Origin of the sequence: Streptomyces sp. URMC 129 (genome assembly GCF_051386415.1) — a bacterium.
Classification (GTDB): Bacteria; Actinomycetota; Actinomycetes; order Streptomycetales; family Streptomycetaceae; genus Streptomyces.
The window spans coordinates 1-22,871 of the sequence record NZ_JBPQTQ010000107.1 but is presented as its reverse complement, the minus strand read 5'-3'; the positions used below and the strand labels follow the sequence as shown (position 1 = coordinate 22,871).

The window sequence follows — 22,871 nt, the reverse complement described above, 5'->3', positions numbered from 1 at the left end:
CCCCTGCCCATCCCCGCCCTCCCCTGCCGCTACCGGAGAGTACCCCGGTGGGCGCCGGGGCTACGCGGCGCAGGTCGTGCCGTCCTCGGGGACCTCGCCCCGCAGCAGGTAGGCGTGCACGGTCGAGCGGACGCAGTCGTTGCCGCCGTTGTAGGCGCCGTGTCCCTCGCCCTCGTAGGTCAGTTCCACGCCGACGTCGTCGCCGAGGGCGTCCTTCATGCGGCGGGTGCCCTCGTAGGGGGTGGCCGGGTCGCCCGTCGTGCCGACCAGCAGGATCGGCGCGGCGCCCTCCGCGCCGACGTCCGGGTGGTCGCGCCGGCCGTCCACCGGCCAGTAGGTGCAGCCCAGCAGGGACCAGGCCATCGGCGGCCCGAAGACCGGCGAGGCGTCCTCGAAGTCGTCCATGGCGTCGCGCACGTCGTCCACCGTGTAACGGCTCTTGGTGTCGGCGCAGTTGATCGCGGTCAGCGAGGACTGGAGCGTGGTGTACGTGCCGTCCGGGTTGCGGCCGTTCATCGCGTCCCCGAGGGCCAGCAGGACGGTGCCGTCCGCCTCCTCCTCGGCCAGGGCGTCCTCCAGGCCCTGCGTGAGGTAGGGCCAGAACTCCTCGGAGTACAGCGCCTGCGCCACGCCGCTCCACGCCAGGGCCTGGGTCAGCTCGCGGCCGTCCGGGTCCTGGGTGGGCAGCGGGTCGCCGGCCAGGCGGTCCAGGAAGCGGGCGAGCCGGTCCTCGCCCTCCTCGGGGTCGCCGCCGAGCGGGCAGTCGTCGCTCTCGGCGCAGCCCTCCAGGTAGTTGCCCAGGGCGAGCTGGAAGCCGGCGGCCTGGGCGAGCGAGCCCTCCTCGGCGTCGCCGGTGGGGTCCACGACCGCGTCGAAGACGGCGCGGCCGACGCGCCGGGGGAACAGGTGGGCGTAGACGCCGCCGAGTTCGGTGCCGTAGGAGATGCCGAAGTAGTGCAGCTTGTCGTCGCCGAGGACCTCGCGCATCAGGTCCATGTCGCGGGCGGTGGCGGTGGTCGTGAGGTGGGGCAGCAGGTCGCCGGCGGACTCCTCGCAGCCCTCGGCGAACTCCTTCAGCCGGTCGGTCAGGGCGCGCCGCTGCCGGGCGTTGTCCGGCACCGGGTCGGCGGCGAAGAACGTGTCGAGGCGGTCGTCGTCCAGGCACCGCAGGCCCTCGCTCTCGCCGACGCCGCGCGGGTCGAAGCTGACCAGGTCGTACCGCTCGCGCAGCTTCGCGTAGTCCTGGCCGAACGCGGGCAGCGTGACGACGCCCGAGCCGCCGGGGCCGCCGAAGTTGAACAGCAGCGAGCCGATGCGCTCCGCGCCGCGCGCCTCGGAGCGGGCGCGGACCATGGCTATGCCGATGGTCTCGCCCTCGGGGTCCGCGTAGTCCAGCGGCGCCTTCATCGTGGCGCACTCCCACGCGGCGCCGTCCGGCAGCGGCTCGGGCGACATCTGGTCGTCGCCCTGCGCCGGGTCGGGCGGCTCGCAGACCGACCAGTCCAGCTCCTGGCCGGTGAGGGACTCGGGCAGGTCGGAGGTGTCGGTGGCGCCGGATCCGGCGGCGGCCGGGGCGGAGCCGACCCGGTCCGGCACTCCGCACGAGGCCGCCGCCGCCAGCAGGGCGGCGGTGGCGAGGAGGCACGGTGCGAGGACGGGCCCCGGCGGTCGGACTCGAGTCATGGCGAGGGCTCCCATCGTTCGCTCCGACAGCCCTCATCGTCGGCCGACCGAGTGCCGCGCCGCACCCGGTGCCCGGTCAATCGGGTGACGGGCGCAGCGGCCCGAGCCAGCGCCCGCGCAGCGCGAACAGCACGGCGGCGGCGATCGCCAGCAGCAGCAGCGAGACGGCGGTGGCACCCACCGGGTCGTCCTGGAGCAGCAGGTAGACCTTCAGCGGCAGGGTCTGCGTGGTGCCCGGCAGGTTGCCCGCGAAGGTGATCGTCGCGCCGAACTCGCCCAGCGCCCGCGCCCAGCACAGCGCCGCGCCCGCCGCCAGGGCCGGGGCCGTCATGGGCAGCGTGACCAGGCGCAGCGTGCGCAACGGGCCCGCGCCCATGGTGGCGGCGGCCTCCTCGAAGTGCGGGTCGAGGCCGGTGAGCGCGCCTTCGAGGCTGATCACCAGGAACGGCATGGAGACGAAGACGGCGGCGACGACCGCCCCCGCCGTGGAGAACGGCAGGGTGACGCCCAGCGCTTCGAGCGGGCCGCCGAGCAGGCCGCGCCGCCCCAGCCCCTGGAGCAGGGCGACGCCCGCGACCGTGGGCGGCAGCACCATCGGCAGGATCACCAGGCACCGGACGAGTGTCCGGCCGGGGAAGTCGGCGCGGGCCAGCAGCCAGGCCAGCGGCACGCCGAGCAGCAGTGAGATGAGCAGCGCCCAGCCGGACACCAGCAGCGACAGGCCGAGCGCCTCGGTGACGGCGGGCGCGGTGAGCCGGCTCGCCAGGTCGGACCAGGGCGCGTCGGCGGCGATGCCGAGCAGCGGCACCAGCAGGAACGCGACGGCGAGCGCGGCGGGCAGGGCCAGCGGCAGGGGTGGGCGGCGGCGCACGGCGGGCGGCCCGTCAGGGGGCGGCGAAGCCGGCGCCGGCCAGCAGGGACTGGGCCTCCGGCGAGGTGAGCCAGTCGACGAACTCCCGGGCCCGCCCGGCGTGCCGGGAGCCGTCGAGGGCGGCGGCCGGGTACGCGGCAACGACGTTCTGCCCGGCCGGGACGGGGACCGTGTCCACGGCGTCGCCGGCGGCGGTGGCGTCGGTGACGTAGACCAGGCCGGCGTCGGCCTCGCCCAGCTGGACCTTGCCGAGGACGGCGCGGACGCTGGGTTCCTCGGAGTCGGGCGAGACGTCGAGGCCCTGCGCGTCGAGGATCTGCCGCCCGTACCGGCCGGCCGGGACCTCGGGCGCGGCGAGCACCAGGCGCAGGCCGGGGTCCGCGAGGTCGGCGAGGCCGGTGACGTCCGCCGGGTTGCCGGGCGGGGTGACGATGACCAGCTCGTTGCGGGCGATGATCTCCGGCTCGGCGGTCTCGGCGGCCACGTCCTCCATGGTGCGGGTGTCGGCGGTGACCAGTACGTCGGCGGGGACGCCCTGGGTGACCTGGGCGGCCAGCTCCTGGGAGCCGGCGAAGGAGAACCGGACGGTGACGCCGGGGTGCCCTTCCTCGTAGACCTCGCCCGCCCGGGTGAAGACGTCGGTGAGGGAGGCGGCGGCCAGCACCGTCAGCGTGACGCCCTCCCCGCCGTCACCCGGGCCGCCGCCGCTGTCGCCGCCCGCTTCGCCGGAGCCGCCGCAGGCGGCGGCCGGCGGCAGCAGCAGCGCCACGGCGGCCAGCGCGGTCCGGCGGCGCCGCCGCGCGGAGGGGAGGAAGCTCATGTCTCACGTCCTGTCGATGTGCACGCTGGTGGCCTTCACCCGGGCCACGGCCTCCATGCCGACCGCCAGGCCGAGCTCCTCCACGGCCTCCCGGGTCAGCAGCGAGACCAGGCGGTGCGGCCCGGCCTGGATCTCCACCTGGGCCGCGACGTCACCGAGCCGGACGGCGGTGATGATGCCGGGGAACGCGTTGCGCGCGCTGGTGTACGGCTCGCCGGGCTCGGCGGCGCCGCCCGTGGCCGCCTCCGCCGCCAGCGTCACCGCGAACGCCGCGAGGTCCCGGCCGTCGATCAGCCGCTTGCCCGCCTCGTCCCGCCGCGTGGGCAGCCGTCCCGCGTCGGCCCAGCGGCGGACTGTGTCCGGGCTGACACCGAGCAGCCGGGCCGCCCGCCCGATGCTGTATGACCGCATGTGCGGGACGATATGCGGAGCAGGCTCGCAGACGCAAGATCGTTCCGTGCTCCGGGCCCGCAGACGCGGCCCGGCGCGGTCAGATTTGCTCTCTGCGGGTGAGGTGGGTGAACGCCAGCCAGCCGGGCAGCACCGGCAGCCAGAAGGTCATCAGCCGGAACAGCAGCACCGCGCCCAGCGCCGAGTGGGACGGGACGTCGCCGAACGCGCTGAGGCCACCGCTGAGGGCCACCTCGATCGCGCCGATGCCGCCCGGCGTCGGCACCGCCGAGCCCAGCGCGTTGCCCGCGAGGAAGACGACCGCGATCGTCGCGTAGTCCATCTCCTCACCGAACGCGCGCAGCGAGGCGTCCAGGCACATCACGAACGCCAGCGTCATCAGCAGCATGCCGCCGATGCCGCTGAGCAGCTTCCTCGGCTGCTGCACCACGTCCAGCATGCGCGGCACCACGCCCGCGAACAGGGTCCGGATCCGCTCCGAGATGGCCTTGCGCAGGCTCGGCACGGCGGTGACGACCAGCACCGCGACCGCGACCGTCAGCAGGCCGGCGATGACCGTGCGGGACGGCGAGAGGGCGGGGGCGTGCTCGGTGCCGGTGACGTAGCCGAACGTGGCCAGCAGCAGGATGTGGCTGCCGAGCCCGAAGAGCTGGGAGGCGCCGACGCTGGCGACCGCGTGGCCGGGGCGCAGGCCCTGCCGTTGCAGGTAGCGGGCGTTGAGCGCGACGCCGCCGATCGCGGCGGGCGCGACCAGCTTGACGAACGAGCCGGCGAGCTGCGCCAGCACCGTGCGCGGATAGCTCACCTTCTCGGGCACGAAGCCCAGCAGGCTCAGCGCCGCCGCGAAGTACGTCAGCGCGGAGAAACCGGCCGCGACGAGGACCCAGCCCCAGTTGGCGTCGTCCCAGACACGATGGAACTTGGGGTCGATGAGCTGCGAGGTCAGGATGTACGCCCCGAACGCGGCGGCGACGAGACTGACCAGCGTGCGCGGCCTGATCCGCTCGATGCGCGCGGGCTCTATGGCCGCCTGCGGCCGGATCAGCAGCACCTGGCGGCGGATGAGCGAGAGCAGGTCCGGCTCCCTGGCGTTCTCCAGGGCGGCCTCCATCACCTGCTTCTCCGCCTGCTTGGCCGCCTTGACCGTCCTGCGGTCCGCGTCCTCCGGCAGGCTGCCGCGCGCCTCGCGGTACGCGCGGGTCGCGTCGAGGACGGCCTGCCGCTCGCGCTGGGAGCGCTCCCGGGCGAGCTGGCGCAGCGCGGCCCGGGTGCCGCGGGTGAGGGCGATCGGCTGGAGCAGCGGCAGGCTGTCCGCCACCGCGTCCGGACCGAGCACCGTCACGGCCGAGGCCACCGCCCGTTCGGCGCCGACCCGCAGACCGAGGGTGGTCAGGAGCTGCGCGACGTCCATCCGCAGCGACAGGTCACCGGCCGCGATCTCGCCGCCGCGCAGGTGGGTGAGGTAGACGGTGCCCTCCCGGTCCACCAGGAGCGAGCTGCCGTCCAGCCTGCGGTGCGCGATCCGGCGCGACTGGAGGGCGGCGACCTGGCCCCAGGCCGCCTCCATCAGCTCGTCGGTGATCTCGTCGTCCGGCAGGGAGTCCAGGGGCCGGCCGCCGGTGTGCTCGTAGATCAGCATCACCGCGTCGGGGCCCAGCTCGGAGGTGGCGATCAGCTTGGGGGCGTTGGCCCCGGCGGCGATCGCCGCGTACGCCAGCAGCGCCTCCTGCTCCAGCACCTGGCGCAGCGAGGGCAGGCTGCGCCGCTGGGTGACGCCGCGCAGCGCGAGGCGCCGCCAGGCGCGGTAGAAGAAGCCGCGCGCCTGCTGCGCGCGGTCCACCACGGTCACGTCCAGGGGCGGCCCGGTCTCCAGGGTGACCAGGTAGCGGCGGGTGGGCTCGGCGGCGCGGTCGTTGTTCGCCTGGGGCTCGATGTCGGCCGGCTCCTCGGCACGCAGCGCGCTGACCGGGCGGAATCCGACGCGGCGCAGCCCGGCCAGGAGCTGCTGCCCGGTGGGGCGGACGTTCGGCGAGCCGACCGCGTACAGCGTGCCGTAGGCGATGGTCCAGCCGATGAGGACGGTGACGATGATGGAGAACGGGGTGGTGTAGCCCGCGACCAGCACCGCCAGCGCGTCCAGCAGCAGGACCGACCACATCGCCAGCCGCCAGCGCGGCCGGTGCGTCATGCCGACGGCCGTGGCGTAGGCGATGACCGGCGCCAGGTATCCGTGCACCGGCTCGGTCAGGCCCCCGCCGGGGGCGTCCCTGATCAGCGCGTTCTGCACGGACTCCGGGGACACGCGGGCGACCCAGAGACTGAAGGAGAGCGAGACGCCGTGCGCCAGGACCGCCGCGAGCACGCCGTCGGCGATCCGCAGCCCGTCCCGTTTCACCAGCCGCTGGATGGCGAACGCCACGGGCACGACCAGGACGGCGACGCTGGAGGCGAAACCGGCGAAGCTGATCAGCAGCGACGGCGCCTGCTCGGCGCCCTTGTCGACGTCCCGCTCGATGCCCTCCGTGGTGCCGATCGCGAACGTCGCCAGCGCCAGCACGAGGCCGATGCCGAGCAGGCCTAGGAGCACGCGCAGCAGGTCGGAGGGGCGGTGGACGCGGGCGGCGAGGATCGGCTCGTCCACGGCCAGGCGTCCGGCCCGGTCCGCGAGGGCGGCCGGGTGTTCGTCGTTCCGCGCGGGCCGCGCGTCGTCCGGGGCGCCCGGTCCCGCGCCGGGTCCCGCGTCCGGTCCTGTCTCCGGTCCCGCGCCCGGCCCTGTCTCCGGCTCGTCGTCCGGGCGCCCCGGATCCGCCGGACGGTCCTCCGGTCGCTGTGCCCGCTCTTCCTCGCCCCGTATCACCGGCCGCTTCCCTGCGCTTCTCCTCGTGCTGCTGGAACTGCCGACCAGCTCCCCCCGACGGTGCGACGATAGTGGCATGTGCGCCGTCCGCCGAGGGCGCGCCCCTGACATGCGGCACGATGGACGCCATGGCAGGACCGGCCCACAGCCTCCCCGAATACGCCGACCGCGTGCTCACCGCCGCCGAACGGATCCCGCCCGGCCGGGTGTTGACGTACGGGGACGTCGCCAGACGCCTCGGCGAGGGCGGTCCCCGGCAGGTGGGCCGGGCGATGGCGCTGTACGGCGCGGCCGTGCCCTGGTGGCGCGTGGTCCGCGCGGACGGGCGGCTGCTGCCGGGACACGAGCGGCGCGCACTGGAGCACTACCGGGCGGAGGGCACCCCGCTGCGCGCGGGCGCGGGACCGGGCGACATGCCCCGGCTCGATCTCCGGCGCGCCCGCTGGCAGGAGGACGAGGACGAGGCGGCGGCTGGCGACGCGGCGGCGGCTCACGGACACCAGCCTCCGTCATCGTGAGGCACGGCAGCGGGCGGACCGTCCGTCCGGGGTACGCCCGGGAAACCGTGCGCCACGGGAGCCGACTGGCGTAGCGTCTCCTGAGATGTCCCCGAGAATCCGCGATGCACGTGAACCTCTCCGTCCCGTCCACTGACCGGCCGCCCGCCCCGGGAGCGTACCGACTGGTGCGCGTCCCGGTCGGCGACGCGCGCACTGTCGCTTGGGACGCAAGCCAGCGCGCGGTGGTTGAGCACCCGGGCGGGCCGTTGCTCGTGCTCGCCGGTCCGGGCACCGGCAAGACCACCACGCTGGTGGAGGCGGTCGCCCGCCGGGTGGAGGGCGGCGCCGACCCGGAGCGCATCCTGGTGCTGACCTTCAGCCGCAAGGCCGCCGGGGAGCTGCGGGACCGGCTGACCGCGCGGCTCGGGGGCCTGTCGCCGCAGGCCACGACGTTCCACTCCTTCGCCTACGGCTTCCTCCGCGCCCACCAGGACCGGGAGTTGTACGCCGAGCCGCCGCGGCTGCTGTCCGGGCCCGAACAGGACCTGTACCTGCGGGAGCTGCTGGCGGGCCACCGCGAGCTGGAGCACGAGGGGCGCGGGCTGCGCTGGCCCGACGAGCTGCGCGCCTGCCTGACCACGCGCGGCTTCGCCGACGAGCTGCGGGCCGTGCTCGCCCGCAGCCGCGAACTGGGCCTGGACCCGGGCACGCTGGCCGGGTTCGCCCGCCGCACCGGGCGCGCCGACTGGGAGGCCGCCGCCCGCTTCCTCGCCGAATACCTCGACGTCACCCGGGCGCAGGGCGTCCTCGACTACACCGAACTGGTGCGGGGCGCGGCCGGCCTGGCGGCGGAGCCGGGACCGGCCGCGGCGGTGCGGGCCCGGTACGACGCGGTGTTCGTCGACGAGTACCAGGACACCGACCCGGCACAGGTCGCGCTGCTGCGCGCGCTGGCCGGGGACGGGCGCGACCTCGTGGTCTTCGGGGATCCCGACCAGTCGATCTACGCCTTCCGCGGCGCCGACGTGGGCGGCATCCTCGGCTTCCCCGACGCCTTCCGCACGGCGTCCGGCGACCCGGCGCCCGTCGCCGTCCTCACCACCAGCAGGCGCAGCGGCGCGGCGCTGCTGGCCGCGACGCGGCTGCTCTGTCAGCGGATGCCGCTGGCCCGGCTGCCCGCCGACGCCGTCCGCCGCCACCGGGCGCTGACCGCCGAGGCGGACGGCGGCCGGGTCGAGGTGTTCACCTACCCCACCCCGGGCGCCGAACTGGCGAACATCGCCGACCTGCTGCGCCGGGCCCACCTGGAGGACGGCGTGCCGTGGGGCGAGATGGCGGTCCTGGTGCGCGCGGGCAGCCTGTTCATCCCCGGTGTGCGCCGGGCCCTCACCTCGGCCGGGGTCCCGCTGGAGGTGGACGGCGACGATCTGCCGCTGCGCCAGGAACCGGCCGTCGCGCCGCTGCTGACCGCGCTGCGCGTGGTGGCCGGGTCCGGCGGCGAGCCGCCGGACCCGGAGACGGCGGTGCGGCTGCTCACCTCGCCGCTGGGCGGCATGGACGCCGCCGACCTGCGCCGCCTCGGCCGCGCCCTGCGGAACGAGGAGCGCGCGGCGGGCGTCGCCGTGCCCCGCCCCTCCGACGAACTCCTGGCCCTGGCACTGGCCGAGCCGGAGCGGCTGGTCGCCCACGACCCGGCGTACGCGGCCGGTGCGCAGCGGCTCGGACTGCTGCTGCGCAAGGCGCGCGAGCTGCTGTCCGGCGGCGGCACCGCCGAGGAGGCGCTGTGGCTGCTGTGGGACGGCACGACGTGGCCGCAGCGGCTGGAGCGCGCCGCCCGGCGCGGCGGCGCGGCGGGCCGCAACGCCGACCGCGATCTCGACGCGATCTGCGCGCTGTTCGAGGTCGCGGCCCGGGCGGAGGAACGCGTCGGCGGGCGGGGGGCGCTGATCTTCCTGGAGGAGCTGGGGGCGCACGACATCGCCGCCGACACCCTCGCGGCCCGTGCCGTACGGCCCGACGCCGTCCGGCTGATGACGGCCCACCGTGCCAAGGGCCTGGAGTGGTCCCTGGTGGTGGTCGCCGGGGTCCAGGAGGGGCTGTGGCCCGACCTGCGGCGCCGCGGCTCGCTGCTGGAGGCCGACCGCATCGGCCGTGACGGGCTGGCGGAGCCGCTGAGCCAGGCCGCGCTGCTGGCGGAGGAGCGGCGGCTGTTCTACGTCGCCGCGACCCGCGCCCGGCAGCGGCTGGTGGTGACGGCGGTGCGCGGCGCGGAGGACGGCGACCAGCCGTCGCGGTTCCTGCGGGAGCTGGGCGTGGAACCGGTGCACGTCAGCAGCCGCCCGCGCCGGCCGCTCGCCCTGGCGGCGCTCATCGCGGAGCTGCGCGCCACCACGGTCGACCCCGACGCCTCGCCCGCGCTGCGCCGGGCCGCGGCCGAACGGCTGGCCCACCTGGCCGCGTTGCGGGACGACGACGGCTACGCGCTGGCGCCCGCGGCCCACCCCGAACGGTGGTGGGGGCTGCGCGAGCCGACCCGTTCCGACGCCCCGCTGCGCGACCCCGGGGCGCCGGTCGCGCTGTCCGGCAGCGCGCTGGACCAACTCGCCCGGACCTGCTCGCTCCAGTGGTTCCTGGGCCGCGAGGTGCACGCCGACGCGCCGGCCACGACGGCGCAGGGCTTCGGCAACGTGCTGCACGTGCTCGCCGACGAGGTCGCCTCGGGCACCACCCCGGCCGACCTGTCGGTGCTGATGGAACGCCTGGACACGGTCTGGGACGCGCTCGCCTTCGAGGCGCCGTGGCAGTCGCGGAAGGAGCAGGTGGAGGCGCGGGCGGCGCTGGAGCGGTTCCTGCGGTGGCACGTGCTGCAGCAGGCGAACGGCCGCGAACCGGCCGCCAGCGAGGCCGAGTTCGACGTCACCCTGGAGGCCGGCGAGCACCGGGTGCGCATCCGGGGCGTGCTGGACCGCGTCGAACGGGACGCCGAGGGCCGGGCGTACGTCGTGGACTTCAAGACCGGCCGCACCCGGCCGACGCGCGAGGAGGTGGAACGGCACCCGCAGTTGGCCGTCTACCAGCTCGCCGTCCGGCACGGCGACATGGCCGGCGAGGTGGCGGGCGCGGAGCTGGTCCACCTGCGCCAGGGCGCCCCCAAGCGGGACGGCGGCGACGCCCTCCCGGCCGTGCAGCGCCAGGAACCGCTGCGCCGCGAACCGGGCGACGACTGGGTCGGCGGCCTCCTGGCCGAGGCGGCGGGCCGCGTCCTGGACGAACGCTTCACGGCCACCACCGGCCGCCACTGCGGCTCCTGCGCCTTCCACACGACCTGCAGCGCCCGCCCGGAAGGCCGCCACGCGGTGGACTGACCATCCGGCCGTCCGACGGCAGGTCAACCCCGCATGTCCGTCGCCACTTCCCGGCCCGGCCCGTCCGGTGGGCCCGGTGGCCGGGCGGGGGTGTCCGAGGCGGAGGCTAGTCTCACTCGGGTGCCTGCCCGACTCAGCCGTCCCGAGGAGCTCAGGGAGCTGCTCGGGATCCCGTTCACCCCGGAGCAATTGGCGTGCATCACCGCGCCGCCCGCTCCGCAGGCGATCGTGGCCGGGGCCGGGTCGGGCAAGACCACCGTCATGGCGGCCCGCGTCGTGTGGCTCACCGGCACCGGCCAGGCCGCGCCGGAGGGGGTGCTGGGACTCACCTTCACCAACAAGGCCGCCGGCGAACTGGCCGAGCGCGTCCGCAAGGCGCTGGCGCGGGCGGGGATCGACGCGGCCGAGGACGGCGAGCCGCAGATCTCCACCTATCACTCCTTCGCCGGGCGGCTGCTCGCCGAGCACGGCCTGCGGCTCGGCGTCGAGCCCGCCGCGCGGCTGCTGGCCGACGCCGGGCGGTTCCAGCTCGCCGCCGAGGTGCTGCGGTCCGCGCCCGCCGACTTCGAGCCGCCCAGCGCCGGGTTCACCACGCTCGTCACCGATCTCATCGCGCTCGACGGCGAGTTGTCCGAACACCTGGTGACCCCCGAGCGGCTGCGCGCGTTCGACGCCGCGCTGCTGGCCGAGCTGGAGGGCACCGCCCTCACCAACGCGGACCTGCGCCTGATCCCCGAAGCCGCCCGTGGCCGGGGCCAGTTGCTCACGCTGGTCGAGGAGTACCGGGCCCGCAAGCGCGGCCGGGACCTGCTGGACTTCGGTGACCAGATGTCACTGGCCGCCACCCTGGCCCGCGACGTCCCCGAGGTCGGCCGGGCGCTGCGCGAGCAGTTCTCCGTCGTCCTGCTCGACGAGTACCAGGACACCTCCGTCGCCCAGCGGGTGCTGCTCGCCGGGCTGTTCGGCGGCGGCACCGGGCACGCCGTGACCGCCGTGGGCGACCCCTGCCAGGCCATCTACGGCTGGCGCGGCGCCTCCGTGGCCAACCTGGACGACTTCCCCGAGCACTTCCCGCACGCCGACGGCACCCCGGCCCGCCGCGACAGCCTCAGCGAGAACCGCCGCAGCGGCGGCCGTCTCCTCGCCCTCGCCAACGAGCTGGCCGGTCCGCTGCGCGAGCGGCACCCCGCGGTGGTCCCGCTGCGCCCGGCCGAGGGCGCCGAGCGGGACGGGCGGGTGCGCTGCGCCCTGCTGCCCACCCACGCCGAGGAGCTGGCCTGGCTGGCGGACTCGGTCGCCCACCTGGTGGCCACCGGCACCCCGCCCGGCGAGATCGCCGTCCTGTGCCGCACGGCGGGCGACTTCCCGGAGATCCAGCGGGTGCTGGTGGCCCGCGACGTGCCGGTCGAGGTCGTCGGCCTGTCCGGGCTGCTGCACCTGCCCGAGGTGGCCGACCTGGTCGCCGTCTGCCAGGTGCTGGCTGACCCCACGGCCAACGCCGCCCTCGTCCGCCTCCTCGCCGGGCCGCGCTGGCGGATCGGGCCGCGCGACCTGGCCCTGCTCGGCCGCCGCGCCCGCCTCCTGGTGCGCCGGGCCGAGCCCGCCGAGGGCGCGGAACGGCTCGCCGCCGCCGTCGAGGGCACCGACCCGGCGGAGATCACGTCGCTGGCCGACGCGCTGGACACGTTCGTCGAGGGCGGCGGGGACGAGCCGGACGACGGGCTGCCGTTCTCGGCGGCGGCCCGGGTGCGGTTCGCGCACCTCGCCGCCGAGATCCGCGAGCTGCGGCGCGCGCTCGGCGACCCGCTGATGGACGTGCTGCACCGGGTGCTGGCCGTCACCGGCCTGGAGGTGGAGCTGTCCGCGTCGCCCCGGGCGCTGGCCGCCCGGCGCCGCGAGACGCTGAGCGCGTTCCTCGACGTGGCCGCCGGTTTCGCGGCCGGCCGGGCCGGGACGGCGGTGGACGGCGAGGCGACGCTCCCGGCGTTCCTGGCCTTCCTGCGCGCCGCCGCCCAGTACGACAAGGGGCTGGACGGCTCCCTGCCCGGCGGCGAGAACACGGTGAAGGTGCTCACCGCCCACAAGGCCAAGGGGCTGGAGTGGGACGTGGTGGCCGTGCCGGGCCTGTGCGCCGACCAGTTCCCCGCCAAGGGCTCCCGCGACTCCTGGCTCCGCCACGCCAGGGCGCTGCCGCAGCCGCTGCGCGGTGACGCGGAGACCCTGCCCGGCATCGAGGAGTGGACGGCCGCGGCGTACAAGGAGCACGTGAAGGCCGTCGCCGCGCATCTGCGGCTGGAGGAACTGCGGCTCGGCTACGTGACGTTCACCCGGCCGCGCTCGCTCCTGCTGGGCTCGGGGCACTGGTGGGGGCCGAGCCAGAAGACGCGGCGCGGCCCGTCGGAGTTCCTGGAGGCGCTGCGCGCCCACTGCGAGGCCGACCCGGCGCACGGCGAGGTCGAGCGGTGGGCCGGGCCGCCGGGCGAGGACGAGGAGAACCCGGTGCTCGCCGGCCCCGCGCGCGAGCACGTCTGGCCGCTGCCGCTCGACGAGGAGGCGCTCGCCCGCCGCCGGGAGGCCGCCGAGGCGGTGTGGGCGCGGCTGCGGGGCGTGCCGCCGCCCCGGGAGGCCCGGGAGGCCCGGGAGGGTCAGGGCGAGACGGATCTCACACTGACCCCGGAGGAGCAGCGGACGGTGGCCTCCTGGGACCGGGACCTGACCGCGCTGGCCGGCGAGCTGCGGCAGGCCAGGGCCGCGGTCCGGGACGTGGAGCTGCCGCTGTCGCTGTCCGCCTCGCAGGTGCAGCGGCTGGCCGCCGACCCGGAGGGCTTCGCCCGCGAGCTGGCCCGGCCGATGCCGCGCCCGCCGCAGCCGGCGGCGCGGCGCGGGACGCGGTTCCACGCGTGGGTCGAGTCGCGTTTCGAGGCGCTGGCGCTGCCGATGCTGGGCCTGGAGGAGCTGCCGGGCGGCGATCCGGAGGAGGACGCCGAGATCCGCGACGAGCGGGAACTGGCCGCGCTGAAGGAGGCGTTCAGCCGCACCCCGTACGCCGCGCGGACGCCGTACCGGGTGGAGGCGCCGTTCCAGATCCAGCTCGCCGGACGCGTGATCCGGGGCCGCATCGACGCCGTGTACCGGACGGCCAGTGGCGGGTTCGACATCATCGACTGGAAGACCACGCGCCGCCAGGACGCCGATCCGCTCCAGCTGGCGATCTACCGGGTGGCGTGGGCGGAGCGGCACGGGCTGCCGCTGTCGGCGGTCAGCGCGGCCTTCCTGTACGTGCGCAGCGGCGAGCTGGTCCGGCCCACGGTGCTGCCGGGGCGGCGCGGGCTGGAGCGATTGCTGCTGGGGGAGGACTCCTGGGAGCCCAACGACCCCGGTTAGGCTCTTGGCATGCGTACCACCCCGGCATCCTCGGACAACGCCGTCCAGCCGATCCCGCTCACCGGCACCGGTGGCATCGACCGTGACGCGGGTCACCGGCTCGACGAGGCGTGGCTGGCCGCGGCGTGGAGCCACCCGACGACGAGGGTGTTCGTGGTGTCCGGCGGCCAGGCGCTGATCGAGGAGACGGAGGCGGGCCGCACCGAGCTGGTCATGATGCCGTCCTTCGAGGCGCCGCTGACCGAGGCCCACCGGTACTTCCTGGGCACGGGCCCCGACGGCGTGCGGTATTTCGCGCTGCAGAAGGACAGCCTGCCGGGGCGGATGGACGACGTGGCCAGGCCGGCCGGGCTCCGGGAGGCGGCGGCGCTGCTGTCGGAGCGGGACAACGAGCTGCTGGTGCACGCCGTGGCCCTGGAGAACTGGCAGCGGCTGCACCGGTTCTGCTCGCGCTGCGGCGAGCGGACCGTGATCGCGGCGGCCGGGCACATCCGGCGCTGCCAGGCGTGCGGCGCGGAGCACTATCCGCGGACCGACCCGGCGGTGATCATGCTGGTCGTCGACGAGGACGACCGGGCGCTGCTCGGGCGGCAGGTGCACTGGCCGAGGGGGCTGTTCTCCACCCTGGCGGGCTTCGTGGAGCCGGGCGAGTCGATAGAGCAGGCCGTGATCCGCGAGGTCGCGGAGGAGGTCGGTGTCACGGTCGGCGAGGTCAGCTATGTCGCCAGCCAGCCGTGGCCGTTTCCCTCCAGCCTGATGCTGGGTTTCGTGGCGCGCGCCACGACCACCGAACTGCGGGCGGACGGCGAGGAGATCGAGGAGGCCCGCTGGTTCTCCCGCGACGACCTGCGGGCGGCGGTGGAGTCCGGCGAGGTGCTGGCACCCTCGGGGATCTCCATCGCCGCCCGGCTGGTCGAGCAGTGGTACGGCAAGCCGCTGGGCTCCTCGCCCTGGTGAGCGGGCGGGCTCAGGCGGCGAGGGCCTGCTTGACCTCGGCCAGCGACGGGTTGGTCATGGTGACCTCGCCCGCGCCGCTGCCCGGGGCGATGACGACCGTGGGCACCGTGCGGTTGCCGTTGTTCGCCTTCTCCACCAGGGCGATCGCCGTCGGGTCCTGCTCGATGTCGATCTCCGTGTAGGCGATGCCCTCGCGTTCGAGCTGGCTCTTCAGCCGACGGCAGTAGCCGCACCAGGTCGTGCTGTACATCGTCACGGTGCCCTGCATCGTCCCGTGCTCCTTCATGTCGCCTCTCGCATGTCGTGGACGCGGACGCGTCCTTGACCGCGTCCCGCCCCAGCAGAACACACGGCGCGGTATGAGTAATCCCGTCCGGCTGTGGACAATCCGCCTCACCCGTCTCCCGGGACCTGGCAGCATGGCCGGGTGACATCAGCAACGCGGCCCACTCCGTTCCCTCACGTGCCGGACTCGGCGGACGCCGTGCTGGAGGGGCTCGACCCCGAGCAGCGCGCCGTGGCGACCACCCTGCGGGGGCCGGTGTGCGTGCTGGCCGGTGCCGGGACGGGCAAGACGCGCGCCATCACGCACCGCATCGCGTACGGGGTGCGGGCCGGGGTGTTCCAGCCGGGCACGGTGCTGGCCGTCACGTTCACGGCGCGGGCGGCGGGGGAGATGCGCGGGCGGCTTCGGGAGCTCGGCGCGGGCGGGGTGCAGACCCGGACGTTCCACTCGGCGGCGCTGCGGCAGTTGCAGTATTTCTGGCCCAAGGCGGTGGGCGGCGAGCCGCCCCGGCTGCTGGAGCGGAAGATGTCGCTGGTCGCGGAGGCCGCCGCGCGGGCCACCCGGGGGCGGCTGGAGCGGGCGGAGCTGCGGGACGTCACCGGCGAGATCGAGTGGGCGAAGGTGACGCAGACCACCCCCGAGGACTATCCGGCGGCCCTGGCCAAGGCCGGGCGCGAGGCGTCGCGCGATCCGGCCGAGATCCGCCGGATCTACGAGACGTACGAGCGGCTCAAGCGGGACCGGGGGGCGATCGACTTCGAGGACGTGCTGCTGCTGACCGTCGGCATTCTCCAGGACCGGCCCGACATCGCCGAGGTGGTGCGCCGCCAGTACCAGCACTTCACCGTCGACGAGTACCAGGACGTCAGCCCGCTCCAGCAGCGGCTGCTGGAGCTGTGGCTGGGCGACCGGGACAGCCTGTGCGTGGTGGGCGACGCCAGCCAGACGATCTACTCGTTCACCGGGGCCACCCCGGACCACTTGCTGGACTTCCGGGCCCGGCACCCGGACGCCACGCTGGTCAAGCTGGTGCGGGACTACCGCTCGACGCCGCAGGTCGTCCACCTGGCCAACGGGCTGCTGGCACAGGCGCGCGGCCGGGCCGCCGAGCACCGGCTGGAGCTGGTCTCGCAGCGGCAGGCCGGGCCCGAGCCGGTGTTCGCCGAGCACCCGGACGAGCCGGCGGAGGCGGAGGCGACCGCGAAGCGGATCAGGGAGCTGCTGACCCCGGTGACCGAGGGCGGCGCGGGCATCGCGGCCAGCGAGGTCGCCGTGCTGTACCGGGTGAACGCGCAGTCGGAGATCTACGAGCAGGCGCTCGCCGACGCCGGGGTGCCGTATCAACTGCGGGGCGCCGAGCGGTTCTTCGACCGCCCGGAGATCCGGCAGGCCGGGCTCGCGCTGCGCGGCGCGGCCCGGGCCGGGGGGAACGACTCCGTCCTGCGGGACGCCGACGGTCTCGCCGGGCAGGTCGGCGCGGTGCTCGCCGGCACGGGCTGGACCCCGGAGCCGCCGGCCGGTTCCGGGGCGGTGCGGGACCGGTGGGAGTCGCTGCGGGCGCTGGTGCGGCTGGCGGAGGACTTCCAGCGGGCCCGTCCGGACGCGACGCTGGCGGCCTTCGTGACCGAGCTGGAGGAGCGGGCGGCGGCGCAGCACGCGCCGACCGTGGAGGGCGTCACCCTCGCCTCGCTGCACACGGCCAAGGGCCTGGAGTGGGACGCGGTGTTCCTGGTCGGGCTGACCGACGGGATGCTGCCCATCACCTACGCCAAGACGCCGGAGCAGGTGGAGGAGGAGCGCCGGCTGCTGTACGTGGGGGTGACCCGGGCGCGGTCGCATCTGACGCTGTCGTGGGCGCTGGCGCGCTCGCCGGGCGGCCGGGCCGGGCGGCGGCCCAGCCGGTTCCTCGACGGGCTGCGGCCGGGGTCGGGCCCGGCCGGGGCCCGGGCGGCGGGCGGCGGCGGGAGCGTGGAGCGCGGCGGCGGGTCCCGGGGGCGCAGGGCCCGCGGGCCGGTGCCGTGCCGGGTGTGCGGGCGGACGCTGACCGAGGCGGCGGAGATGAAGCTGCGGCGCTGCGCGGACTGCCCGTCGGCGATGGACGAGGAGCTGTACGAGCGGCTGCGGGAGTGGCGCGTGGAGCGGGCCAGGGAGCTGGGCCGGCCGGCGTACGCGGTGTTCACGGACGTGACCCTGATGGCCATCGCGGAGAACGTGCCGGGCAGCGAGGGCGAGTTGGCGGTGATCTCCGGGGTGGGGCCGCACAAGCTGCGGCAGTTCGGCGCCGAGGTGCTGGCCCTGTGCGCGGGTGAGCCGGTCCCGGCGGCGGAGGCTCCCGATCCGGCGGACCAACTCCCCGGAAAGAGCCCGGAAAAATAGTTTGCGCCTGCGGGAGACATCCGCATAGCGTTCCCCACGTGGCGCCGGGAAGGGTTCCCTTCCTTCGGAGGCCATGCTGTACTGGTGTGTACCACTTGGGCAGGAGATTCCTGGCCCACCGAGACGCCGAGAGGAGGCGAGTCCCATGGCCATTTTCATCACGAGCAAACTGAGCGGCCTTGAGTCCGTCCGCCTCTGCGTGCCCGGTGGCGCCCGCCTGTCCGGCACCGGTGCGTCCGGTGCCGCGGCCGCGCGTCCGGCGGCCCTCGCGATGCGCGAGGCCGTTGCCGGCGAGCGACCGACGCAGGCGCCCGCGGCGGCGGTAGTGGCGGCGGCACGCGTCCGTGCCTACGTCCCGACCGCACATGTCGCCGGCGCCGGCAACCAGATCTTTGGACAGCAGAAGACGCAGCACCTCACGATGTGGGCCCTCCGCGGGCTCGATCCCTGGAGTGATCCAGCCTGATCGGCGAGATCAGGTCGGCACCTTCCAGGGCCGCGGAACCCACACCGGGATCCGCGGCCCTTCTGTTTTGCCAGCAAGCCGGCCACCAGCCGGGCAGACCGACGACCGACGACACGAGGACCGGACCCATGCCACTCGCGCCGTATGCCCGACCCGACCTGAACTCACCACCGGATCCGGAGAATTCTGTGACCCCGCTGTACACGCTGAACGAGCTCGACGAGGCGATCGAGCAGCTCGACTGCCGCGTACCCTGCCGTTCCTACGACCCCGAGGTGTTCTTCGCCGAGTCGCCCGAGGACGTCGAGTACGCGAAGTCGCTCTGTGGCACCTGCCCGCTGCGGGAGGCGTGCCTCGCCGGCGCCAAGGACCGCCGTGAGCCGTGGGGGGTGTGGGGCGGCGAGCTGTTCGTGCAGGGCGTCGTCGTGCCGCGGAAGCGACCTCGTGGCCGTCCCCGCAAGAACCCGGTCACGGCATGAACATCCCCGGCACCATCGGACGCCCCGCGGCGCACGACCCGCGACGAGACCCCGAGATGACGATCGACGCAAGCCTCGCCCCGGCGGCGGCCCCGCGCCCCCGCCAGGAACAGAACAGGACCAGGAAGTTGCAACTCATACCCGAAGCCCTGGCCCGTTCCCATATGGAACGGATCCAGGAAGCCGAATCACAACGCCTCGCCCGGCGGCTCGCCCAGGCCCGCCGGATGGAGCGCAAGTCGTTCCGGCTCCAGCGGCGGGCGGAGCGCGCCTCGCGGCGCGCGCGCCGCGCCCTGGCCCAGGTGGTCATGCAGTAACCCCACCCCGCTCCGGGACGGCGCCCGTCCCGGAGCGGCCCTTTCTCCCCGGCTCCGGCCGGCCCGGGCCGGGCAGCCCCCGGTTCAGGCCGGCCGTCGGCCGTCGTCCCCGGCCGCGTCCTCCCCACCCTCCGCGAACCCGTCGCCGTCCACGACGTCCTCCACGGCGTCCTCGACGGCGCCGTCCACGGTGTCGCTCAGGTCGTCGTTCGCGTCCGCGAACCCGGGCAGTCCGTTGAGCATCTCCTCCCGCATCCGCACCCGCGCCCCGAGCTGGCACAGCACCCCGGTGGTGCTCAGCGTCACCCGGTGGATCAGCAGGTAGGACGGCGGCAGGTTGAGCTGGCGCCCCAACTGGTGTGCGGCGGACCGGGGATCGGCCACCCGCGCGGCCTGCTGGCGCAGCCAGTCCCGGGTGTAGTGGAACTCGGGCACCCGCACCGGCTCGATGATCGGCGTCAGGTAGTCCAGCACGGCCGCCGGGTCCAGCTCGATGTCCGGCTTCACGAACCCCTCGGCGGCCAGGTGGTCGTAGACCTCGTGGGCCTGGCCCTCCAGCGTCAGCCGCAGCGCCCGGCCGATGACGGGCGGCAGCCCGCCGGGCAGCCGGTTCACCGCGCCGAAGTCCAGCACGCCCAGCCGCCACCGGGACGCCGGCTCGCCCTCGGTGGGGATCAGCCGGAAGTTCCCCGGGTGGGCGTCGGCGTGGAGCAGTCCGGTGCGCGCGGTGCCGGAGAAGAGGAAGCGGGCCAGCAACTGGCCCGCCCGGTCCCGCTCCTCCTGGGTGCCGTCGCTGATGACCCGGGACAGCGGCACCCCGTCCATCCACTCGGTGACCAGCACCTGCTCGCCCTGCCAGACGACCCCGGGCACCCGCACCCACGGCTCGTCGCGGAACTCCTCGGCGTACGCCCGCTGCGCCTCGCCCTCCAGCCCGTAGTCCAGCTCCTCGGCGACCCGTTCGCGCATCTCCTCTATCAGGGGCTTGATGTCCATCCCCGGTATGAAGGGGCCGAGGAGCCTGGCGAACCTGCCCAGTTGGGCCAGGTCGGACAGCAGCGCCTCGCCCGCGCCCGGATACTGGATCTTGACGGCGACCTCACGGCCGTCGTGCCACACCGCCCGGTGCACCTGGCCTATGGACGCGGCGGCGGCCGGCCGCTCGTCGAACTCCCGGAATCTGTCGCGCCAGTCGGCGCCCATCCGCTCGGCGAGCGCCGCGCGCACCGTGGCCGCCGGCAGCGGCGGGGCCGCGTCCTGGAGCTTGGTGAGCGCCGCCCGGTACGGCGCGGCCACCGTCTCCGGCAGTGCCGACTCGAACACCGACAGGGCCTGGCCGAGCTTCATCGCGCCGCCCTTCAGCTCGCCCAGCACCGCGAAGAGCTGCTGGGCGGTGCGCTGCTGGAGCTCGCTGCTCACCAGCTCCGCCGAGCGCCCGCCGATCCGCTTGCCCAGACTCCAGGTGGCCCGGCCGGCGAAACTCAGCGGCAGAGTCGCGAGCTTCGCGGTCCTGGTCACCGCCTTGCGGGGCAGGTCAGACATGTCGTCCCCTCCAACTCCCATGCAGTGCCCCGGGACCACCTGGCGCTCCGTGGTGTGCGGATGCACGGCTGCAGCTCGTATACCTCTTCATTCCTTCTTCATTGTGGACCCCGGCTACGGCGACCGGGCGGCCCGGGCGGCGTCGGCCGCACCGCACGGACACTCCGGGTGCGGGTCGATCGTCTGACTCGTCACCGCCAGCCCGGGCAGCGTCAACTCCGTGCGGGTGCTGGGAGATGGCGGCACCGAGCCGTCGAGGAAGGCCAGCGCCGAACAGGCCGTCAGCCCGGCCACCGCCGTCGCGAGCGCGGCGTCGCAGGCGGGGACGCCCGGCCGCCGCCCGTTCCGCCACTGGGCGACCAGCAGCGGCCAGCACGGCTCGCGCTGGGCGCGGGCCCGCAGCAGGCAGCCCGCGCAGCTGGTCGCCCCCGGCCGCACCAGCGGTCCGACGAAGCCCGTCGCCTCCACCACGCCCGCGTACAGATGAGGGGTGCCGGCCGCGACGACCTCCTCGGCCGCGGCGGGGTCCGGAGCGTACGCCCCGAGCCCGTCGCGCGGCGCGAAGATCACCAGGCACGGGCCGTCCGGCTCCCCGGGCGGCGGCTTGCCGCGCCAGGGCCGTGCCGCCCGCACCAGGCCGCCGGCCGCCGCCGCCCGCCGCTCCCCGACGTGCTCGGACCGCAGCCCGCCCGGCGCGGTGTCCTCCGGCTGGACCCGGCCGCCGTCCACCACCTCCACCTTCCCCACCCCGGCGTGCGCGAGGGTCGCCGCCACGGCCGCGCCCACCCGGCCCGCACCCCGCACCTGCACCCGGGCCCGGCGCCGGTCCGACAACCGGCGCAGGCCCTGCCCCGGCGCGGGGTGCAGCAGCGACAGCGTCGCCAGGTCGGGCCGCAGCCCGTCGGTGATCCGCGCGGCGGCCTCCCGGTCCGCGGTGGCGTCGTCCAGCACGCCGGCCGCCGCGAGCTTCCCGGCCAGCCGGTCCGCCGCGTCCCGGCCGAGCCCGAGTGAAGTCGCCGCGTCCCGCAGCACCGGCAGCCCCCGGGTGCCGTCGAGGAGGGAGAGGAAGCTCTCCGTCGCGCTGTCCAGCGGGCCGAAGAGCACGGAGTGCGCGGGCGTCACGCCGTAGCGGACGGTCTGCCGGTCGCGCCAGCCACGGCGCAGCGAGGGCTTGATCATCGGATGCATGGGCCCATGATGGGGCGGGACGGACCGGACGTGCGTGATGTTTTCCACAGGAAGCCGGGAAAGTGCGATAAATGGGGTGATAGGAAAGGGTGTTGTCTCCGTCCCCCGGGTGCCCGCCGCCCGTCCGCCTCCGGCAGGCGGGACATATCCGGCCCCCACCGGGTAACGTCAAGGTGTGCCCGCCGATCCGCTGAACAGCGCCGGCCCGCCGCAGCGCATTCCCCCGGCGGGCCGGGTGACGCTGGACGGACAGCGGCGGCACGAGCGCGTGGAGGTCCGCCGCAGCGCCCGCCGCAGACGCACCGTCTCCGCCTACCGCGAGGGCGACCGCACCATCGTGCTCATCCCGGCCCGGATGACGGCCGAGGAGGAGCGACGCTGGGTGACGGTGATGCTGGACAAGCTAGCCGCCCAGGAGGAGCGCCGCATCCTCGGCGACGACGCCCTGGCCCGCCGCGCCGCCGAGCTCTCCGAGCGGTACCTTCAGGGGCGCGCGCGCCCCGACAGCGTGCGCTGGGTCACGAATCAAAACGCCCGCTGGGGCTCCTGCACTCCCGCCCTGGGCAGCATCCGCCTCTCCCACCGCCTCCAGGGCATGCCGGAGTACGTGATCGACTACGTGCTGCTGCACGAGCTGGCCCACCTGCTCGTTCCCGGCCACGGGCCCGGCTTCTGGAAGCTGCTCGACTCCTACCCGCGCACCGAGCGGGCCCGCGGATTCCTGGAGGGCGTGGTCGCCGCCGAGCGCCTGCCGTACATTCCCTGGCTGCGCACCGACTAGCATCCGCGGAGCATCCGGCCGCCGGTGTCGGCCCGAGCGGCTAGTCTGACCCCGCCGAATGTTTGTCTTATCGGATGGGGGACGGTCGTTACGTATGGTGACGCACTTCCAGCGGGGCCAGAAAACCAGGCTCAGCGATCTGACGCTGGGCACCGACCTGTACGTGGGCGTGCAGATCTCGGGCCCCGGAATGACCTTCGACATCAGTTGCTTCGGCCTTGACGCGGCCGAACGCCTCTCCGACGACCGTTACTTCATCTTCTACAACCAGCCGAAGTCGCCCGAGGAGGCGCTTCAGCTCCTCGGTGCCCAGGCCGGGGACACCGAGTCGTTCCGGGTGACCCTGGACCGGCTGCCCGACTCCATCGACCGGCTCGCCTTCACCGCGACCATCGACGGCGACGGCACGATGGCGCAGGCCGCCCCCGGCTACCTGCGGATCGTCGCCGGCGGCGAGGAGGTCGCGCGCTACAGCTTCGACGGCTCGGCCTTCACCACCGAACGCGCCGTCATGCTCGGCGACTTCTACCGCAAGGACGGCTGGCGCTTCGCCGCGGTCGGACAGGGCTTCGACGGCGGTCTCGCCGC

18 protein-coding genes are annotated in these 22,871 nt (G+C 75.1%); 10 read left to right on the top strand and 8 right to left on the bottom strand.

What is annotated here, in order from left to right; translation table 11 throughout:
* Positions 1-60 precede the first annotated feature (60 nt).
* The 5 genes from ACSNOC_RS20750 to ACSNOC_RS20730 form a co-directional block, all read right to left on the bottom strand.
* On the bottom strand, positions 61-1,683 hold the full coding sequence (locus tag ACSNOC_RS20750; RefSeq protein WP_436749022.1) for an alpha/beta hydrolase: 1,623 nt from the start codon (positions 1,681-1,683) through the stop codon (positions 61-63).
* Positions 1,684-1,759: 76 nt separating this feature from the next.
* Positions 1,760-2,554, bottom strand: a complete 795-nt coding sequence (locus ACSNOC_RS20745) for an ABC transporter permease (protein WP_436749021.1) — start codon at positions 2,552-2,554, stop codon at positions 1,760-1,762.
* A 13-nt stretch (positions 2,555-2,567) separates the two neighbouring features.
* Complete coding sequence (gene modA, locus ACSNOC_RS20740) at positions 2,568-3,374, bottom strand: molybdate ABC transporter substrate-binding protein (protein ID WP_436749020.1); 807 nt, start codon at positions 3,372-3,374, stop codon at positions 2,568-2,570.
* 3 nt (positions 3,375-3,377) lie between these two features.
* On the bottom strand, positions 3,378-3,785 hold the full coding sequence (locus ACSNOC_RS20735; RefSeq protein ID WP_436749019.1) for a TOBE domain-containing protein: 408 nt from the start codon (positions 3,783-3,785) through the stop codon (positions 3,378-3,380).
* Positions 3,786-3,864: 79 nt separating this feature from the next.
* Entirely contained in the window at positions 3,865-6,753 is a 2,889-nt protein-coding gene (locus tag ACSNOC_RS20730) for a flippase-like domain-containing protein (RefSeq protein WP_436749018.1), read from the bottom strand.
* Between the two features lie 17 nt (positions 6,754-6,770).
* Here ACSNOC_RS20730 and ACSNOC_RS20725 point away from each other — a divergent pair, with 17 nt between their 5' ends.
* The 4 genes from ACSNOC_RS20725 (at position 6,771) to nudC (ending at position 14,848) form a co-directional block, all read left to right on the top strand.
* Positions 6,771-7,160 carry an MGMT family protein gene (locus ACSNOC_RS20725; RefSeq protein WP_436749017.1) on the top strand — a complete coding sequence of 130 codons (390 nt, stop codon included), beginning with the start codon at positions 6,771-6,773 and terminating at the stop codon, positions 7,158-7,160.
* A gap of 104 nt (positions 7,161-7,264) precedes the next feature.
* The gene (locus ACSNOC_RS20720; RefSeq protein ID WP_436749016.1) at positions 7,265-10,507 is read left to right on the top strand and encodes an ATP-dependent helicase; all 3,243 of its coding nucleotides are present in this window, start codon (positions 7,265-7,267) and stop codon (positions 10,505-10,507) included.
* 120 nt (positions 10,508-10,627) lie between these two features.
* Positions 10,628-13,891: a UvrD-helicase domain-containing protein gene (locus ACSNOC_RS20715; RefSeq protein WP_436749015.1), complete on the top strand. Its 3,264-nt coding sequence runs from the start codon at positions 10,628-10,630 to the stop codon at positions 13,889-13,891.
* 9 nt (positions 13,892-13,900) lie between these two features.
* Positions 13,901-14,848 (top strand): NAD(+) diphosphatase, encoded by a 948-nt coding sequence (nudC, locus tag ACSNOC_RS20710; protein WP_436749014.1) that lies wholly within the window; start codon positions 13,901-13,903, stop codon positions 14,846-14,848.
* A 10-nt stretch (positions 14,849-14,858) separates the two neighbouring features.
* Here nudC and ACSNOC_RS20705 read toward each other — a convergent pair whose 3' ends face one another.
* Positions 14,859-15,116, bottom strand: coding sequence for a mycoredoxin (locus ACSNOC_RS20705; protein WP_436749013.1), 258 nt, complete (start codon positions 15,114-15,116; stop codon positions 14,859-14,861).
* 159 nt (positions 15,117-15,275) lie between these two features.
* Here ACSNOC_RS20705 and ACSNOC_RS20700 point away from each other — a divergent pair, with 159 nt between their 5' ends.
* From ACSNOC_RS20700 to ACSNOC_RS20685, 4 genes are all read left to right on the top strand, one after another.
* Entirely contained in the window at positions 15,276-17,510 is a 2,235-nt protein-coding gene (locus tag ACSNOC_RS20700) for an ATP-dependent DNA helicase UvrD2 (protein ID WP_436749012.1), read from the top strand.
* 145 nt (positions 17,511-17,655) lie between these two features.
* Positions 17,656-17,976 (top strand): hypothetical protein, encoded by a 321-nt coding sequence (locus ACSNOC_RS20695; protein WP_436749011.1) that lies wholly within the window; start codon positions 17,656-17,658, stop codon positions 17,974-17,976.
* Between the two features lie 128 nt (positions 17,977-18,104).
* Entirely contained in the window at positions 18,105-18,455 is a 351-nt protein-coding gene (locus tag ACSNOC_RS20690; RefSeq protein WP_436749010.1) for a WhiB family transcriptional regulator, read from the top strand.
* Complete coding sequence (locus ACSNOC_RS20685; protein WP_436749009.1) at positions 18,452-18,772, top strand: hypothetical protein; 321 nt, start codon at positions 18,452-18,454, stop codon at positions 18,770-18,772. The genes ACSNOC_RS20690 and ACSNOC_RS20685 overlap by 4 nt, the downstream gene beginning before the upstream one ends.
* Before the next feature lie 84 nt (positions 18,773-18,856).
* Here the strand turns inward: ACSNOC_RS20685 and ACSNOC_RS20680 are convergent, their stop codons facing one another.
* A complete protein-coding gene (locus tag ACSNOC_RS20680) occupies positions 18,857-20,314 on the bottom strand; it encodes an ABC1 kinase family protein (protein ID WP_436749008.1) in 1,458 nt (485 codons plus the stop codon).
* Positions 20,315-20,428: 114 nt separating this feature from the next.
* Positions 20,429-21,502, bottom strand: coding sequence for a ThiF family adenylyltransferase (locus ACSNOC_RS20675; protein WP_436749007.1), 1,074 nt, complete (start codon positions 21,500-21,502; stop codon positions 20,429-20,431).
* 175 nt (positions 21,503-21,677) lie between these two features.
* Between ACSNOC_RS20675 and ACSNOC_RS20670 the strand changes: the two genes are divergently transcribed.
* Positions 21,678-22,283 carry a M48 metallopeptidase family protein gene (locus ACSNOC_RS20670; RefSeq protein ID WP_436749006.1) on the top strand — a complete coding sequence of 202 codons (606 nt, stop codon included), beginning with the start codon at positions 21,678-21,680 and terminating at the stop codon, positions 22,281-22,283.
* Positions 22,284-22,377: 94 nt separating this feature from the next.
* Positions 22,378-22,871 (top strand): TerD family protein (locus ACSNOC_RS20665; RefSeq protein WP_436749005.1); only part of this gene is annotated, 494 nt, incomplete at its 3' end.

Excerpts from the sequence above, each read along its gene's own strand:
- ACSNOC_RS20750 (WP_436749022.1), bottom strand. The coding sequence starts at position 1,683 with ATGACTCGAGTCCGACCGCCGGGGCCCGTCCTCGCACCGTGCCTCCTC.
- modA (WP_436749020.1), bottom strand. The coding sequence starts at position 3,374 with ATGAGCTTCCTCCCCTCCGCGCGGCGGCGCCGCCGGACCGCGCTGGCC.
- ACSNOC_RS20735 (WP_436749019.1), bottom strand. The coding sequence starts at position 3,785 with ATGCGGTCATACAGCATCGGGCGGGCGGCCCGGCTGCTCGGTGTCAGC.
- ACSNOC_RS20730 (WP_436749018.1), bottom strand. The coding sequence starts at position 6,753 with ATGTCAGGGGCGCGCCCTCGGCGGACGGCGCACATGCCACTATCGTCG.
- ACSNOC_RS20725 (WP_436749017.1), top strand. The coding sequence starts at position 6,771 with ATGGCAGGACCGGCCCACAGCCTCCCCGAATACGCCGACCGCGTGCTC.
- ACSNOC_RS20720 (WP_436749016.1), top strand. The coding sequence starts at position 7,265 with ATGCACGTGAACCTCTCCGTCCCGTCCACTGACCGGCCGCCCGCCCCG.
- nudC (WP_436749014.1), top strand. The coding sequence starts at position 13,901 with ATGCGTACCACCCCGGCATCCTCGGACAACGCCGTCCAGCCGATCCCG.
- ACSNOC_RS20705 (WP_436749013.1), bottom strand. The coding sequence starts at position 15,116 with ATGCAGGGCACCGTGACGATGTACAGCACGACCTGGTGCGGCTACTGC.
- ACSNOC_RS20695 (WP_436749011.1), top strand. The coding sequence starts at position 17,656 with ATGGCCATTTTCATCACGAGCAAACTGAGCGGCCTTGAGTCCGTCCGC.
- ACSNOC_RS20690 (WP_436749010.1), top strand. The coding sequence starts at position 18,105 with ATGCCACTCGCGCCGTATGCCCGACCCGACCTGAACTCACCACCGGAT.
- ACSNOC_RS20685 (WP_436749009.1), top strand. The coding sequence starts at position 18,452 with ATGAACATCCCCGGCACCATCGGACGCCCCGCGGCGCACGACCCGCGA.
- ACSNOC_RS20680 (WP_436749008.1), bottom strand. The coding sequence starts at position 20,314 with ATGTCTGACCTGCCCCGCAAGGCGGTGACCAGGACCGCGAAGCTCGCG.
- ACSNOC_RS20675 (WP_436749007.1), bottom strand. The coding sequence starts at position 21,502 with ATGCATCCGATGATCAAGCCCTCGCTGCGCCGTGGCTGGCGCGACCGG.